General features: G+C 64.9%; 11 protein-coding genes. All 11 read left to right on the forward strand.

Translation table 11 applies throughout. From position 1 onward, the window contains the following. The first annotated feature begins 6 nt into the window (after window positions 1-6). The 11 genes from L0U80_RS19705 to L0U80_RS19755 all read left to right on the forward strand — a co-directional run bounded on the left by L0U80_RS19705 (window position 7) and on the right by L0U80_RS19755 (window position 17,639). On the forward strand, window positions 7-1,242 hold the full coding sequence (locus tag L0U80_RS19705) for a baseplate J/gp47 family protein (protein WP_233868749.1): 1,236 nt from the start codon (window positions 7-9) through the stop codon (window positions 1,240-1,242). Next, window positions 1,239-1,916, forward strand: a complete 678-nt coding sequence (locus tag L0U80_RS19710; RefSeq protein WP_233868752.1) for a DUF2612 domain-containing protein — start codon at window positions 1,239-1,241, stop codon at window positions 1,914-1,916. Before L0U80_RS19705 ends, L0U80_RS19710 begins: the two co-directional genes overlap by 4 nt. After that, a complete protein-coding gene (locus tag L0U80_RS19715) occupies window positions 1,906-3,096 on the forward strand; it encodes a tail fiber protein (RefSeq protein ID WP_233868755.1) in 1,191 nt (396 codons plus the stop codon). Before L0U80_RS19710 ends, L0U80_RS19715 begins: the two co-directional genes overlap by 11 nt. 34 nt (window positions 3,097-3,130) lie before the next feature. Next, window positions 3,131-3,958: a hypothetical protein gene (locus tag L0U80_RS19720; protein WP_233868757.1), complete on the forward strand. Its 828-nt coding sequence runs from the start codon at window positions 3,131-3,133 to the stop codon at window positions 3,956-3,958. 21 nt (window positions 3,959-3,979) lie between these two features. Continuing rightward, window positions 3,980-5,572, forward strand: coding sequence for a hypothetical protein (locus L0U80_RS19725; RefSeq protein WP_233868760.1), 1,593 nt, complete (start codon window positions 3,980-3,982; stop codon window positions 5,570-5,572). Next, window positions 5,569-6,363 (forward strand): LamG-like jellyroll fold domain-containing protein, encoded by a 795-nt coding sequence (locus L0U80_RS19730; RefSeq protein WP_233868763.1) that lies wholly within the window; start codon window positions 5,569-5,571, stop codon window positions 6,361-6,363. Before L0U80_RS19725 ends, L0U80_RS19730 begins: the two co-directional genes overlap by 4 nt. Window positions 6,364-6,429: 66 nt before the next feature. Continuing rightward, a complete protein-coding gene (locus tag L0U80_RS19735; protein ID WP_233868779.1) occupies window positions 6,430-7,071 on the forward strand; it encodes a glycoside hydrolase family 19 protein in 642 nt (213 codons plus the stop codon). Next, on the forward strand, window positions 7,068-7,433 hold the full coding sequence (locus tag L0U80_RS19740) for a hypothetical protein (RefSeq protein ID WP_233868782.1): 366 nt from the start codon (window positions 7,068-7,070) through the stop codon (window positions 7,431-7,433). The genes L0U80_RS19735 and L0U80_RS19740 overlap by 4 nt, the downstream gene beginning before the upstream one ends. Beyond that, window positions 7,430-7,702, forward strand: a complete 273-nt coding sequence (locus tag L0U80_RS19745) for a hypothetical protein (protein ID WP_233868786.1) — start codon at window positions 7,430-7,432, stop codon at window positions 7,700-7,702. The genes L0U80_RS19740 and L0U80_RS19745 overlap by 4 nt, the downstream gene beginning before the upstream one ends. Before the next feature lie 335 nt (window positions 7,703-8,037). Next, window positions 8,038-8,499, forward strand: a complete 462-nt coding sequence (locus tag L0U80_RS19750; RefSeq protein WP_233868789.1) for a hypothetical protein — start codon at window positions 8,038-8,040, stop codon at window positions 8,497-8,499. 152 nt (window positions 8,500-8,651) lie between these two features. Continuing rightward, window positions 8,652-17,639, forward strand: a complete 8,988-nt coding sequence (locus L0U80_RS19755; protein WP_233868803.1) for a two-partner secretion domain-containing protein — start codon at window positions 8,652-8,654, stop codon at window positions 17,637-17,639. Window positions 17,640-17,790 lie beyond the last annotated feature (151 nt).

A 17,790-nucleotide genomic window follows, 5' to 3' on the forward strand; every position in this document is an offset into this window, starting at 1 on the left:
GCGGCCATGCAGACCAATGTCCCGCCGATTCAGTTCACGGATCAGGGGCCGGTCGTGCCTGCCGAATCGGCGATCCTCGCCGGTGTGCAGGCCGATATCGACGCGGCCTTCGGCGGCGGCGTCAATCCGCAGCTCAGTTCGCCGCAGGGACAGCTCGCGCAGTCGCTCACCGCCATCATCGGCGACAAGAACGCCGACATCCTCGAGGTCGCGAACCAGATCGATCCCGATGTCGCCTCGGGCCGCTGGCAGGATGCGATCGGACGCATCTATTTCCTGAACCGCATCGCGGCCTCGGGGACGGTAGTGACCGCCACGTGCATCGGCCTCGTCGGGGCGGTGATCCCGGCAGGGTCGGTGGCCCAGGACGTGAACGGCTACCTGTACGCCTCGACCGTCGCCGCGACGATCCCCGCTTCAGGCTCGGTCGACGTGCCGTTCCAGTGCCAGACGATGGGGCCGGTGGCCTGCCCGATCGGGGCGCTCGCAACGATCTACACCGCCGCGCAGGGCTGGGACCGCGTCACCAACACGACGGCGGGCACGCCGGGGCAGCTCGTCGAGAGCCGCGCCGCGTTCGAAGCCAGGCGCCGCCTGTCGGTGGCGATCAACTCGGTCAACAGCGTGCAGGCGGTCTACGGCGCGGTGCTGAACGTGCCGAACGTGCTGGACGCGTTCGTGATCGACAACCCGACCAGCGCAGTGGTCAACTACGGCGCGACGAACTATCCGCTCGCCGGGCATTCGCTGTTCGTCTCGGCGATCGGCGGCGATCCTGCCGCCATTGCCGCCGCGATCTGGAGCAGGAAGGCCCCGGGCTGCGACTACAACGGCAACACCTCGTACACGCTCCATGACACGAGCTATACCCCGCCGCAGCCGCAGTACACGGTGAGCTGGGAAACGCCCGCGCCGGTGCAGTGCTTTCTTACCGTCACGATCCAGGCGAACGACCAGTTGCCTGACGACATCACCTCGCTGATCCAGGCGGCGATCGTGTCGGCCTTTAACGGCGAGGACGGCGGGGTGGGGGGTGGCATTCGCGCGCGCATCGGCTCGACCACCTATGCGGGGCGCTACTACGCAGGCGTGGCCGCCACCGACGCGAACGTGAACATCTTCTCGATTGCGCTCGGCACCGATCCGCTGGACGTGTCGCAAACGTCGCTTGCGTTCGGCATCGATGAGTACCCGACGCTCGATCCGACCAACGTGGCGGTGATCCAGGTAAGCACGTCATGAAAGACTGGACCGCCACGCTGCTCGCGCAGTATGCGAACAGCCCCACGATTACGGCGCTGATCGGGTGCCTGAATCAGGATATCGAGCCGCACGCCGATCTCGACGCTTTTTACGACACGATCTGGAATGTCGCGACCGCCACCGGCAACGGTCTGGACGTGTGGGGCAGGATCGTCAACGTGACGCGGGGCGTCGCGGCGGCGCTGCCACCCGCCGGGTTCGGCTTTGCCGAAGCGTTCGATGCGGCCAACCCGACCGAAGGCGTGCAGCCGTTCAACTACGGCGTCTTCAGCGACGGCTCGCCGCCCGTGGTGCGCAACGTCGCGCTCGACGACACCACCTATCGCACGCTCATCATGACCAAGGCGATGGGCAACATCACGGCGGGCTCGTGCGCGTCGCTGAACCAGATGCTGCAGTACCTGTTCGCGGGCCGTGGTCGCTGCTATGCGCTCGACACCGGCGCGATGACGATGCTGTACGTGTTCGAGTTCGACCTGACGATTCTCGAAGTGGCGTTTCTTACGCAGTCGGGCGTGCTGCCGCGCCCGACCGGCGTGCTGTGCAATCTCGTGCAGGCCTCGCACGAGGTGTTCGGCTTCGCCAACGCGGTGGAGGACTTCCAGCCGTTCAACCAGGGGGTGTTCTCGACGGGAGTCCTCAATGCAGGCTGACCAGTCCCCGGCGCTCGTCACGCTGCCATTCGCCGCCAACGGGCTGCGCAATGCGATCCCCGAGGCGTCGCAGGCGGGTATCACGGCGGGGGCGGCGTCGCTCAATGACGGCTTCCCGCCGCTCACGATGCAGCCGAAGACCCAGGGCGGGGTGCCGCCGGACGGACTGGACTTCAACGGCATCCTGTTCGTCATCTCGGCGGTGGCGCGCTGGATGCAGGCGGGCGGCTCGTTCGTCTACGACCCCGCGTTCGCGGGCAACCCGAACCTCGGCGGTTATCCGGCGGGGGCGGTGGTGCTGCGCGCGGACCTGACCGGCTTCTGGTTCAACTGTGCCGACAACAACACGACGAACCCCGATGCAACGGACGCGAATGACCCCAATGCGGCGCGCAACTGGCTCGCGCTGAACGCCGACTGGAATGCGGCGGGCGGGCCGGGCGCGATCCTCAACAGGCCGGATCTTGCAAAGGTGGCGACCACCGGCCAGTACAGCGACCTGATTGGCGTCCCCGGCTCGTTCATCCCGCCCGGTGCCTTGCTGCCGTTTACCGGCAGCGCGGTGCCGGCGGGCTTTCTGCTCGCGAACGGTGCCGTGGTGTCGCGCGTGACCTATGCGTCACTGTTCCTCGTGATCGGCACGACCTACGGCACGGGCGATGGCGCCACCACCTTCAACCTGCCCGATACACGGGGCGTGTGCCTGCGGGGGCTCGATAACGGGCGCGGGCTCGACTCAGGGCGCTCGCTCGGCAGCTATCAGGCCGACGCCTACGCCTCGCACGCGCACACCGTCACGGACCCCGGCCACGCCCACGGCATGTCCGATCCGGGACATGCGCATGGCGTCGCGGACCCCGGCCACGCGCACGGCGTGGGCGACCCGGGTCACGCGCACGCGATGCCCGCAGGCGGCTGGGTGCAGGCGGGCCAGGACAACGGCGGGGCGTGCGCGGTCAGTCCGCCCAATCAATATGGCGCCTACAACGGCACGCGCAACAACACCAGCGCAGGCGGGACCGGCATCTATATCGGGGGATCGGGCACGGGCATCGGCATCTACGGTGCCGTCACCAGCATAGGGATCTACAGCAATGGCACGGGCATCAGCATCGCCGCGGCGGGCAGCACCGAAACGCGCGGCAAGAACCTCGCCGTCAACTTCCTCATCGCGTACTGAGTCGACAACTGAGGCGCTCGCGGCGCGCCGGACGATGATCCGGACTGCCTGGCAGTGCGATGCGCAGGGCATATTCGTGGGCGAAACGCTGGTGCAGGAGGATCCGCTCGCACCCGGCGCCTTCCTGCTGCCACCTGGCTGTGTGCTCGTCGCGCCCCCGGCGTTCGAGGCACAGTCGCAGACCGCGCGCTGGCAGGAGGGGGCTTGGGCACTTCATGATCTCCCGTCGCCGGATTCACCCGCCGCCGCAGCCATGCCCGACGACACCGCGTCGCCGATCCCGCCGACCTGCGTCGTGCCGACGCCGGAGAACCGGCCCGTCACCGGCACGCATGAAACGGCGGTGATCGTTGACGGCCAGTGGGCCGTGGTCGCCGACTGGCGCGACACAGCGTACTGGCTGGCGGACGGCAGCGCACACCGCATCACGGCGCTGGGCGAGACGCCACCCGAAAACGCGCTGTTTGCGGCACCGCCCGAACCCTCGATGAGCCTGGCCGAAGCGCAGGCCGCGCGAATCGCACAACTGCGCGCGGCCTGGCAATCGGCGGGCGAGGCACCGGTCAGCTTCACGACCGCCGCAGGCCACATCGACCTGTACGCGTGCGATGCCACGAGCATCGCGAATCTCGACGCGATGCGGGCAGCCCACGCCGAAACGTGCACCTGGCTGCCGGACCTCTGGCTGAACGCGGCAGACCAGCCCGTGACGCCCTTCACGTGGGGCGATCTGGAGGGACTCGCGCAGGCCATCACGAATCGCACGCCGCCTGACTATCCATCACTGCTCGCAAAGATCGCTGCAGTGATGGCGGCCACCACCATCGCGCAGGTTGAGGCGATTACCTGGCAGGCGACCTGACTGGCAAACGGAGTCACGATCATGCGCCTGACTGACAGTCCGCCGCCGGTCACGGTGCCGTTCGCGCAGAACGGCAACCGCAACACGATCCCGGTCGCCTCGCAGATCGGCATGACGAAAGGCGCGGCCTCGTTCAATGACGGCTTCCCGCCGCTCACGATGACCGACCCGCTGAAGGGGGGCATCCCGCCGTTCGGCGTGGACATGAACGGCATCCTGTTCGTGCTCTCGCAGGCAGTGCGGTGGCTGATGGCCGGTGGCCCACGCGTCTACGATGCGACGTTCGCCAATGACCCAAACATCGGTGGCTATCCGGCGGGCGTGGTGCTGCTGCGCGCGAACGGCCAGGGGCTGTGGCTGAACCTGCAGGATGACAACGTCACCGATCCCGATGCGACCGATGGCAGCGCTGCCGGGTGGGCGCTCCTGAATGCCGACTGGAATGCCACGGGCGGTCCTGCGCAGATCCTCAACCGTCCGGCGCTCGCCGCCGTGGCCACGAGTGGTAAATATGGCGACCTCACCGGTACGCCCCCCGCGCCCGCCAATGCCGACTGGGACGCCACCTCGGGCCTCGCGCAGATCCTCCATCGCCCCAACCTGGCGGCGGTGGCCACCACTGGCCGCTACGACGATCTCACGGATGTACCGGCCATTCCGGCGGCGCAGGTCAACGCGGACTGGGATGCCGCGAGTGGCCCCGCGCAGATCCTCAACCGCCCCGATTTCGCCAAGGTCGCCACCACCGGCAGCTATGCGGACCTGACCGGCGAGCCGGTCTTCACCACGCCGCCGCAGTTCGATGTCAGCATTGCCGCCGCGACCACGGCGTTCGTGCAGCGCGCGCTCGGCAGTTACGCGGGACAGGTAACCTATGGTGAGGATACCGGACTCGATGCGAGCGTCGCGGGCATGGCGATCCAGTGGGCGGGGCCGGATGGCGGCACCCTGACGCTCGCGCCGACCGCGACGCTGCCGTTCAGCGCCATTGCGTTTCTCGTCTACAACCACGGTCTGGGCGTGCTGAACCTGGTCGCGCAGGGAAGCGACTTCATCTGGATGGGCGGGCCGACTGCCGTGGCGGACGTGGTCCTGCAACCCGGCGAGTTCGCGGTGTGTCTCGCGCGCGTGAACGGCGAATACGATGTGCTCGTCACGCGCATCCCGGTGGACTACACGCTGCCGGCCGCGACGGCCACGACGCTGGGCGGTGTCATCGCAGGACCCGGGACGACCATCGCACCGGACGGCACGCTCTCGGCAGGCGCGACGGCGACGACGGTAGTCAATCTCACCGGCGCGGCGAGTGTCACGCTCGACCTCACGCCGCTTGCGCAGGGGGCGCCCGAAATCCTCTTTAACCTGCCGGTCGCCGCGAGCACGAACACCACGGTCTCGATCACCAATGCGCCGGCCGCGGGCACGCTCGCTGAATTCGTGCTGGTCGTCACGAACAGTACGGGTTCGGCGATCACCTGGCCCGCGTCAATCAAATGGCCGCAGGGCATCGCGCCGTCGCTCTCGGGCACGGCGGGCAAGCTCGATACGTTCATCGTTTATACGCAGGACGGCGGTGCGACGTACTGCGGCTTTGTTGCGGGGCAGAACCTGTGAGCCGTCTTGCGAAGCGGCTGCTGATGACGAGCGGCAGCGGGCCGCCCTATCAGGCTGTGGTGCTGGCCGATGACCCTTATGCGTATTACCGGCTCGATGAAGCGGACGGTACCGTCGCCGCCGACAGTTCGGGCAATGGTCTCGACGGCGCCTATCAGACGGGCGTGGCGCTCGCGGCGGCCCCGCTGCTGACCCGTGGCGCGAACGCCTACGTCAGCCTCTCCGGTGCCTCCGATGCCTGGATCGACATCAGCGCCGCCGCGCAGTTTTGCGACGCTACGCCGTGGAGCGTCGAATGCTGGGTCAACGTTTCGGCCTATCCGGCAGCGGGCGCGAATGGTTCCTATCCGCCCTGTACCGGCGTGCGCTTTCTCGGTAACAAGACCTGGCTCGGCGGCAGCAGCCGCCAGGGCGGGCTGGACCTGGGTATCCAGCACCAGAACCAGGGCGGCCAGGCGGACGTGATCTATTACTGGACGGGCAACAACGCGCAGTATTTTTCCGCCAACGGGACCGTTGCGCCGCCCGGTACCGCCGCGCATTACGTCTACGTGATGAACGGTACGGGCACGTCACATCCACCCTCGATCTACGTCAACGGGCACCTGGTGGCGAATGCGGGCAACGCCAACCTGCTGAATGCGCCGACCATCCAGAGCATCCTGCAGATCGGCTCGACCGGCTGGAACTTCGGGCCGCTCGAAGGCGTGATCGGCGAAGTCGCCCTTTACACCTATGCGCTCACCGCGCAACAGGTTCGCAATCACTACAACGTCGGCATGCGTGTCTGACTGCATGACGGCCTTTCTTTCGCACGCGCGGCGTTTCTGGTCGCGCGTTTTTTGTGGAGAGCCAACATGGACCGTGATACCTTCCAGCGCGCTGCGGCGCTCACCGATGCACTTACCGCGCGATGGTTCGAGCCGGTCTCGGCGGCGATGACCGAATTCGCCATTAACACCCCAGCCCGGCGGGCAGCTTTCCTCGCGCAGATCCGCCACGAATCGGGGGGCCTGACGCAACTCACCGAATCGTTCAACTACCGCCCCGAAGCCCTCGCGATCTTCTCGCGCGTCCCGGCGACGATGCGCGCGACGCTCGGGCGGCATCCCAACGAAACGACCGTACCGCTGGCACGCCAGCAGCAGATCGCCAATCTGGCCTACGCGAGCCGCTATGGCAATGGGGATGCCGCGAGCGGAGATGGCTGGCGTTTTCGCGGGCGGGGACTGAAGCAGATTACCTTTCGCGACAACTACCGCGACTGCGCTCGCGCACTGGGCGTCGATCTCGTCAGCCATCCCGATGGACTCGCCACGGACGACCATCTGGCGGCGCGCTCCGCAGCGTGGTTCTGGGCCTCGCACGGCTGCAATGAGCAAGCGGACAAGGGGGACTTCGCGGCCACGACACGCATCATCAACGGCCCCGCCATGGACCAGCAGGCCAGGCGCGAAACGTATCACGCCGCCGCGAAGACCGCCTTCGCGATCGCATGATGGACGTCCAGCCGTTCTACCACGAGCCGCTGTGGGTGTTCGCGGCGGGGATCTCCGGCGCGCTCGTGCGCGTGGTGGTGATCGCCCCGCCGGGCACGCTGGTGCGTATCGCGCATCTCGCGACCGGCGCGCTGATGGCGCTGTTCGTCGCGCCCGCCATTGACCTGCACTGGCTGTCGACCAACAGCCTTGAAATGCAGCGCGCCGTCGCGTTCGCGACCGGTGCGCTCGGTCCGCTCATCGTGGAGATCCTGATTCACCTGGTGCAGCGGCGCGGCGACAGCGTGGCGGACCGGATGGCCGACCGGCTGGCACGCCGTTTCGGGGACCGTGCCGGACATGAGCCGGGAGATGACAGATGATGATCCTGCATGCTGCGCTGTACGTCGTGCTGGGTGTGGCAGCGGCGTGGCTGGTTATGCTGTCCGCGCAGCCGCGTTACTGGCGCATCGTGTTCGGGCTGATTCTCGCGGGCGCGTGGTGGAACCTGACCGGCCTGATCTGGCTGCACAACGCGCGTGACTGGCCCGGCGAGCCGGTGATTACCGTCGCGTGCTGCCTGCTGCTTGGTGGACTGCTGTTCGCGCGGCATCCGCCAGTCCTGCGTCGCCAGAAGAACGCAGCGCAGTGAGTGCGGTAGCCGGGCGGGGTGGTCACATCCGGATTTCCGGCGGGCACCATCATGCGACAGAACCGAAAGCGTGTCGTTTTTTGTCATCCTCGTTCGCGAGGTCTGACAGTTAACTGCTCGTCCCTGTATTTCTCTACGGGCGGGTGATGTCGGGGGGAGCCTTCCGGCTCGCCGGTCTGGTTCTACGCCGGTCGTCCAACCCTGGCATTCGCCCGCTTACCCGTCCTGGCCGGTGCTGCGGACTGTTCCCGCAGAGCGCCGGAATCTCCTCCCCCGTGTGTTCCCGCTGTTCTGCTGTCTTATCGTTTTCTGACGATTGCTATGGATATCTAATAATGTGGGCGACTAACAGCGATCTTCCTCCTGCCGGTCAGGTCCAGGCCCTGCTGCGCGAGAACGACCGCCTGGAAAGTCTCGCGATGCTCGCGGCCAGTCACGCGCAGCAGCGTGTGGCCTATATCGGGCAGCTCGTGGCGCTCGCGCGCGTGATGACATGGCCCGACACCAGCGAAACCCAGTGTCAGGCATTGATGGACGTGTTCCGGCAGGTCAGCCAGCAGGTGGAATCCTGTGCGCGCGAGGATGCCGTGCTCATTGTTGAGGCGCTGCGCCAGCCGGGGGGGGGCCGTGTAGAAGTCGCCCATGGTGAGGAGATTCGGGGAGTTACCCAGAAACGACGGAGCCTGCCTTGCGCGGGCTCCAAGCGTCAGATGCCCACGCGACGAGCCCTGAAAGTACCCTGTTCAGGCTCTCTTGCGATTAGACAACGCTATTCAGGTGAATCTGACCTTTATTGACAGATATTTTTTTCGGCATACGCGAATATTCAGTCCTAATCGCGCGCGCGGTCTATATGTGTCGAGGCGAGGCCACGCTTGGCATTGTGTGAAGTCGCTGGATAACACCCTGCAAAGGCGGGGTTTCATCCGGTATCACGAGGTGGATAAGAATGAATAACAATTGTTACCGGCTTGTCTTCAGCAAGCTTCGGGGTATGCTGGTCGCCGTCGCAGAAACGGCCATCGGTCACAGCACAGGTCATGGTGAAACCGGGCCTTCACCCGCACTTCGGTCCTTCACGCTTTTCGCCATGCGTCACGCGGCCTTTGCCGCACTGGCACTCTTCGGACTTGCTCCTGTCCTCGCCGATGCGCAGATTGTGCCCTCGGGCGCGCACGCGCCGAACGTGATCAGTACGGCGAATGGCCTGCCGCAAGTGAACGTGACCAGGCCGTCGGGCGCGGGTGTATCGCTTAACACTTATTCGCAATTCGATGTCAGCAAAAACGGCGCGATTCTGAACAATTCGCCCGTTAATGTGAATACACAACTCGCGGGCATGATATCCGGCAACCCGAATTACGGGTCGAACGACGCCGCGAAGATCATTGTCAACCAGGTTAATAGTAATAATCCCAGCCAGTTACGCGGTTACGTCGAGGTCGCAGGCCAGAAGGCCGCTGTTGTCATCGCGAACGGTTCGGGCATTGTGGTCGACGGCGGCGGTTTTATCAACACGAGCCGCGGAATCCTGACCACCGGCAATCCGCTGATCGACGCCAACGGCAACCTCACCGGCTTTAACGTCACAGGCGGCACGATCACCGTGCAGGGCGCGGGCCTCAATGCCTCGAACATCGACGAGGTTGACCTTCTGGCGCGTGCCGTACAGGTCAATGCGGCGGTTTACGCCAATGCCCTGAACGTAACGACCGGTGCGAACAATATCGACTATGCGAGCCTGACGCCGGTAGCGGTCGCGGGTAGCGGCGCGCCTCCCGCCGTCTCTATCGACGTCTCGCAGCTCGGCGGCATGTACGCCAACCGCATTACCCTGGTGGGCAACGAGAACGGCGTCGGGGTCGCGAATGCCGGGACGATTGCTGCACAGGCGGGCGACCTCATCCTCACGACCTCGGGCCAGCTCGTCCAGTCGGGCACGATGACGGCGACCGGCAATGTCGGCATCAACACCGCAAGCCTCGCGAATACGGGGACCGTCTACGCGCAGCAGAATACCAGCCTCGCCTCGACGGGCGCGCTGACCAATAGCGGGACCCTTGCGGCACAACAGAACACCGCGATCAATGCCGGGTCCCTCGGTTCGACCGGCATCCTCGGCGCGGGCGTGAACAACGACGGCTCGCTCGCCAGCTCGGGTAACCTCAACGTTTCGACGACCGGTCAGCTCACTGCGACCGGCGAAAACGTGGCGGGCGGCAGTGCAACGCTGACGGGCAGCGGCGTCAATCTCGCCGGGAGCGAGACGGCGGCGAACGGTGACGTCTCGCTGACGGCGAACGCGGGCGACCTCAACCTCGCGGGCGCGACGACGAGCGCAGGCGGCGCGGTCGCGGCGAATGCGGCGGGTACGCTTGACAACGACAACGGCTCGCTGACGGGCGGCAGCGTTGCGCTCAACGCGGGCAAGCTCTCGAACCAGAACGGCGATATCTCGTCACAAGGCGCGCTCGTTGCGCAAGCCTCCGGCCAGATCGCCAACCAGGCCGGTTCGATGGTCTCGCAGGGCGCGATGGCGGTCAACGGCGGCGCCATTGCGAACAACCAGGGGACGATGCAGAGCGCCGCCGGTTTGCAGGTAGCGGGCTCGTCCCTGGACAATACCGCAGGCCGTATCACGTCGCTCAACGGTGACGGTCTCTCAGTTACGGCGACGGGCGCGATTACGAACGCGGCAGGCACGACCGCAACCGGCGCGCAGGGTGGTGTTATCGGCGGTAACGGCGCGGTCACGCTGCAAGGCGGGACCATCGCCAACCATGGCACGGTATCGGCACAGACGAACCTCCAGGTCACCGGCCAGGCGGTCGACAACAGCGGCGGCGCGCTCGGGGCGTCGGGCAATACGACCGTGAACGCCGGTTCCACGCTGACCAATAACGGCGGCTCGATTACGGCAGGCCAGACGGTGACCGAGAGCGCGACGACGCTCGACAACAGCTCGGGCACCACGCAGGCCGCGCAGGTGTCGCTGAACGCGACGAACCTCGTCAATCACGCGGGAACGGTTGCGCAGACGGGCAGCGGCCCGATGAACGTCGCGGTATTGAATACGCTCGACAATTCGGCGGGCGGCACCATCCAGACGAACAGCACAGACCTTGGCCTCGCGAGCGCTACCCTCGACAACGACGGCGGGACCATTGTCCACGCCGGGGCCGGGACGCTGACGCTCGACGCGGGCAACGGCTCGGGGGCGATCTCGAACGCGAACGGGACCATCGAGAGCAACGGAAAGATTGTCGCTGGGGCCAGCGCGTTCGATAACGCGTCTGGCCTCGTTCTTGGCCAGACGGGCCTGACGGCGACAGTTGGCAACGCGCTCGACAACACGAATGGCAGACTGCTCTCGAATGCGGACCTGAGCCTCGCGAGCGGCACGCTGGACAATAACGGCGGCCAGATTGGGGCGGCCTCGAACGGGACGGTCCAGAGCGGATCGCTGACCAACAGCGGCGGCTCGATGGTCGCGCCGAGCCTCACGGTCACGACCGCTACGACGCTCGACAACAGCGGCGGCGACATCGAGGCGAACCAGCTTGCACTGCGCGCGACGGATCTGCTCAATCACGGCGGCACGATCACGCAGTATGGCGCATCGTCCATGGGCTTCGCCGTCAGCGGCACGTTCGACAACTCGAACGGCGGCACACTCCAGACCAACAGCACGGACTTCACGCTGGCTCCTGCCACGCTCGACAATGACGGCGGGACGATCCTCGATGCCGGAACCGGCACGCTGACGATTGCACCGGGCAACGGTGCGGGTTCCATTTCGAACGCGGGCGGCCAGATCATCACCGCAGGCCAGATCGCGGCGCAGGCCGGGAGTCTGAACAACACGGGTGGCGTCCTGGCTGCGCAGGGGAATATCGCCGCGAACATCGCGGGCAATGTGAACAACACACAGGGCGCGATCCGCGCGCTCGAATCCCTGTCGTTCGCGAGCGGCGGTGCGCTGACGAACACGAACGGGCAGATCCAGTCGGGTACGGGGGCCGGGGTTGGTGTCAGCGACGCCAGCACACTCGCCATCCAGGCTGCGTCAATCGACAATACCGGGGGCCTCGTCAGCAACCTCGGCGCGGGCAACGAGACCGTGCAGGGCGGCAGCCAGACCGTCAACAGCGGTGGCGTCATCACCGGCAACGGCAATGTGGCCGTCAATGCATCATCGCTCTCGAACACGCAGGGCGGCCAGGTCAGCGGCGCGAACGTCGCGATCCAGGCAGGCACCGTAGACAACAGCGGTGGCGCGATTGGTACCTTCGCGGGTTCGGGAGGCGACGTTGGCATCACGGCAACCGGCACGGTCACGAACACGGGCGGGCAGATTGGCGCGACGCATGACCTGAGCCTGAATGCAGCCACGCTCACGGGCGGGGGCGCCTACGGCGCGATGAATGACGTGGCGGTGAGCGTCCAGGGCAATTTCACACCGACACCGGATCTGCAGTTCAGCGCCGGTCACGATCTCGCCTTTACCCTGCCCGGCACGTTCGCCAACAGCGCAACGCTGGATGCGGCGAACAACCTGGACGTGAACGCCAACGATATCGAGAACAGCGGCGCGATGATGGCGGGCGGCACGCTGACGACGCACTCGGCCACGCTGGAGAATACGGGCGTAATGGTCGGCGGCAGCGTCTCGCTCAATGCCACGCAAACGTTGTCGAACGTGGGGCCGACCGCACTGATCGGCGCGACGGACAGTAACGGCCTGCTCGAACTGCTCGCACCCGACATCGAGAACCGCGACGACACGACGATGACCGATACGCAGGCGACCACGGCGATCTATGGCCTGGGCGCCGTGGTCCTCGCGGGCGGCAGGGATGCGAACGGCAGCTATACGAACGCGAACCTCATCCGCAACCAGTCGGGGCTGATCCAGTCGGCGGGCGACATGACGCTCGCCGCGAATCAGGTGACGAACACCCGGACGACAGTGACGACGACCGGCCTGAACCAGCCGGTTGATCCGGACCTGTTGACGCAACTCGGCATCAGCCTGTCGGGCTGCACCGCCGTCCAGGTGGCCGACTGCGCCCCTGGTCATCCGTACGTCCAGCGGTACCAGCCGGATAATCCGGTTTTCCTGACCATGATTGGCGGGGCGTTCACCATGCCGCCCCGCAGTGGCCAGTGGAACAGCAACTACCAGAACACGACCTATACGGGCGTGGCGCTCGCGAACCTGATCGCCTCCATCAGCCCGCAGGCGCAGATCATTGCGGGCGGCAACCTGGACGCGTCGAAGGTGGGCCTGTTCCAGAACTACTGGAGCGCGGTCGCAGCGACCGGCAATATCGCGTTGCCCGTGACGCTGGACCAGGACAGCTGGCAGGGGCAGACCGCACCCGAAGTACAGGTCACGTACTCGGGCTACTACCACTACGCGAACTATGACCAGAGCATCCCGGACTGGACCTTGCCGTTCGGTGACGCCCCGTTCGTGGGCTCCAATCCGGGCGGCTACACGCAGGCGGCCCCGGCCGATATCCGCACCTACGCACTGCCCAGCTACGAATCGACGTTTGTAGCGGGCGGCACGATTTCCGGTACGGGCGTCAGCATCAACAACACGGCGGGCAATGCGGGCGTTCCCTCGCTCGGTCTTGTCCCGGGCCAGTCGCTCGGCGGCGTGAGCGTCGGCGACGTCGCCGGTAGCGCGGGCGGGTCGAAGGGCGCAGCCGCTTCGGTCAACGGCGGCTCCGGGCTTGTGAATTCTGTCATCGCGAGCGCGACGGCGGTTAATGTCCTGAGCAACCTGACGATCCCGCAGGGCGGCCTGTTCAGACCGGCTACCGCACCGGACGCGCCGTACCTGATCGAGACGAATCCGGCTTTCACGAGCCAGAAGTCGTTCATCTCGAGCGACTACTATCTCCAGCAGCTCGGGCTGAATCCGCAGACCACGGAAAAGCGCCTCGGCGATGGCCTGTACGAACAGCAGCTCGTGCAGAACCAGATTACCTCGCTGACCGGCAAGGCCGTGCTCGGCCCCTATGCCGATACGCAGTCGATGTACGAAGCGCTGATGTCGGCGGGGGCGTCACTCGCGCAGTCCCTTGACCTGCCGCTGGGCATGAGCCTGTCGCCGGAGCAGGTAGCGGCACTCACGACCAACGTCATCATCATGCAGACGGAAGTGGTGGACGGTCAGTCGGTGCTGGTGCCGGTCGTCTATCTGGCGCAGGCAAGCCAGCAGGACATGAACGGGCCGCTGATTGCCGCGAGCGATATCGACCTGCAGAACGCGCAGACCTTCAGCAACAGCGGTACGGTGCAGGCGAGCAATACGCTGTCGATCCAGGGCCAGCAGATCGACAACGCGTTTGGCACGCTGCAAAGCGGCGCTCTGATGTCGCTGACGACCACCGGCAATGTTGACCTGACGTCGGCCACCGTGAAGGCGGGCAGTCTTGCGCTGAATGCGGGCGGCGACCTGATCCTCAATACGGCGGTGAATACCGTCAACCAGGTCAGCGCAACCGGCGCCACGCGAACCACGACCACGCTCGGCCCCACGGCGAACCTGAACGTGGCGGGCGACGCCGCGATCGTGACGGGCGGCAACTTCGAGCAGAACGCGGGCAACCTGACCGTGGGCGGCAACCTCGGCCTGGCCGTGGGCGGCAACTACGATATCGGCTCGGTGCAGACGGGCGAGCACAAGGTGGTCGAGCGCGCCAATGGCATCTCGAACACCAACGTTAACCAGACGACCGGCAGCAGTGTGACGGTCGGTGGTGCCTCGCAGATCGGCGTAACCGGCGACCTGACCGCAACGGGTGCGAATATCAACCTGGCGGGTGGCGGCACGGTCGTGGCGGGTGGCGACGTGACGCTCCAGGCGGCCACCGCGACCTCCACCGTCGACAGTAACAGCGCGACCAGCGATCACAACGGCCACTATAGCGATTCGCTGCACACCTCCACCGACACGCTGACGGCAACGACGCTCAATTCCGGTAACTCACTGACCGTTGCATCGGGCAACAACCTCAACGTCATCGGCAGCACGGTCAACCTCGACCAGGGGACCGCAACGCTGGCGGCAGCGAACAACGTCAACATCGGCGCCGCCACGGCAACCTATGTCGATAACTCGACGTACACGGGCACCCATAGCCATGTGCTCAGCAGCAAGGAGGCCGCAAGCACGCGCGACACGACGACCACCGTAAGCCAGGGCAGCCTGATTTCTGCGGATGCCGTGACGATCTCCAGCGGCAACGATATCAACGTGGCGGGCAGCACGGTTGTGGGGACGAACGATGTCGCCCTGAGTGCTGCACATGATGTGAATATCACCACGACGCAGGACACCACGCAGTCGTCGGGCAGCTATCAGGAAAAGCATTCGGGCCTGGGGGCAAGCGGCCTGAGTGTCACGGTCGGCACAAACAAGCTCGCCACGACCGACCAGGAGTCGAGCGTCACGAACAACGGGAGTGTGGTTGGCTCGCTGAACGGCAACCTGTCGATTCAGGCGGGCAATACCCTGCACGTCACGGGTAGTGATCTCGTCGCAGCGCAGAACGTAACGGGTACCGCGGCGAACGTCATTATCGACTCCGCCACCGATACCGGCCACACGAGCCAGACCCAGAAGACCAGCAGCAGCGGTCTGACGATTGGCCTCTCGGGCAGCATCGGCGACGCGATCAACGGCGCATACGCGCAGAGCCAGGCGCTCGCGAGCGGCGACAGCAACGGTCGCGCCGAGGCGCTGCATGCGATTGCGGCGGGCGGTGATGCGGCGCTGGCGGGCTACAGCGCTTACCAGATGGCGAAGACCGGCATATCGAGTGCAGGCAACGCGCCGAGCATTGGCATACAGGTCAGTGTCGGTTCGAGCCATAGCCAGAGCCAGTCGTCCGAAGACCAGACGATCCAGCGCGGCTCGACTGTCCAGGCGGGCGGCACCGCTGCCTTGGTGGCAACGGGCAACGATACGGCGGGTAGTGGCAACCTGAGTATCGCGGGTTCGAACGTCAGCGCGAACGATGTTGTCCTCGCCGCAAAGAATCAGGTGAATATCGTCAATACGACGAATACCGACGTCACACAAAGCTCGAATTCATCGTCGGGTTCGAGCGTCGGTGTCTCGATCGGTACGAACGGCGTCGGTGTTTCTGCCTCCATGCAGAACGCGCACGGCGATGGCAACAGCAATGCCGCGATCCAGAACGCCTCGAACGTGAACGGCGCGAACAGTGTCACCGTGATCTCGGGCGGCGATACGAACCTCATCGGCTCGCAGGTCAATGGCGGGCAGGTGACGGCAAGCGTCGGTGGCAACCTGAACATCCAGAGCGTGCAGGACACCACGCAAAGCAACGCGCATCAGAGCAGCGCGGGTGGCGGGTTCAGCATCAGTCAGACGGGCGGCAGCGTGAGCTTCAGCGCACAGAACGGACATGCGGACGGCACCTATGCCCAGGTCAACGAGCAGGCGGGTATCAATGCGGGCAGCGGCGGCTTCGACGTCAGCGTCGTGGGTAACACAGATCTGAAGGGTGCGGTGATTTCGAGCACGGCCGATGCGTCGCTGAACAACCTGTCCACCGGCACGCTGACGTACAGCGATATCCAGAACCAGTCGCACTACAGCGCGAACAGCAACGGGATCAGCGCGGGTGTGGGTATCCAGAACACAGGCAAGGCGCTAGGGTCAGGTTCGGTGAGCGGCACACCAGGCGTGTCACCGATGATTTCTCAGAACGATAGCGGCGACCAGAGTTCGACCACGCGCAGCGCGGTCAGCGCGGGCACCATCAACATTACGAACCAGGCCGCGCAGACTCAGGATGTGACAACCCTGAGCCGCGACACCACGAACACCAACGGTACAGTGTCCAGCACGCCGGACGTGCAGAACCTGCTGAACCAGCAGGCCGATACGATGCAGGCCGCTCAGGCGGCGGGCCAGGTGGTGGCGCAGGGCATCGGCATGTACGCTGACTCAAAGCAGCAGACGGCCCAGGATGCGGCGAATGCCGCGACAAAGGCGGCAATGGCTGCGACCGACCCAGACGTACAGGCGGCCGATTTGGCGCTTGCCCAACAGTACCAGGCACAGGCCGACTCTTGGGCAGAAGGAAGTGACAACCGCGCGATGCTGCATGCTGCGGGCGGCGCGCTGATCGGTGGCCTTGGCGGCGGTAGCGTCTTTACGGCAGCGGGCGGCGCGTTAGGCGCGGGGTTGGCCTCGAAGGAAGCGCAGGCATTAGACAGCATTGCACAGGGGATTGAATCGGAGACTGGTTCGGCCTTGCTCGGCAACCTCGCCGGAAACATAGCGGCGGGCCTGGGTGGGGCTTTGGTCGGCGGTACCGCCGGGGCGTCTGTGGCATCTAATGTACAGTTGTACAACCAGATGCTTGACCCGATCGCGAAGAGAAAGGGTTTATTGTCATTGTCGTCGGTGTGCGGTGCGACTAACCCGGCTTGTAGCGATTCAACGATCATGACTATCGTTAATGCCGAAGGAGCGAATTCTCAGGCCGCACTTAATACGATGTCACCAAATTACGCAACAATCGGTTTAACAAGTCTATCTGGTACGGGCAGCGTAGCTATAAACTTATCGGACGGCTCTACTTATTTGTCTGGCGGTGTCACCCAGACGAATCCTTCATCTATATCGTGGAAGCCGGGCATTGGTACAACCCTCGGTTGGATATTTGGCGTAAGCGGTGCTCAAGGAACAAGCGCCTTTCTCAGTGGGGATGGGAGTCAAGCGTATGTCTCCATTCCAACTTTACTTAAATTAAATTTGAATGCCGCGATCACCCATAGCAATGGCGGGGCAACTGCTGTTGAATTAGGTGTTGGAATGCCGGGATCGTTGTCATATGGTGTTGTGCCGTGGTCTCATACCACTCAAATTACCAAGCCGATTTATTAATGGAGTCAACGGATATGGTGGCAGGTGGCGGACCAACTCCTGAGCAGTGGGAGAAAATGAGCCGAAAATCCAAGATTGTTTATTGGATTTTGGTTTCGATCGTTTTTGTAATTTTTGGTGCGGCGATATTAAAGCGATTTGTATTTAACTA

Source organism: Paraburkholderia adhaesiva (assembly GCF_021390575.1).
In the GTDB taxonomy this organism is placed as follows: domain Bacteria; phylum Pseudomonadota; class Gammaproteobacteria; order Burkholderiales; family Burkholderiaceae; genus Paraburkholderia; species Paraburkholderia adhaesiva.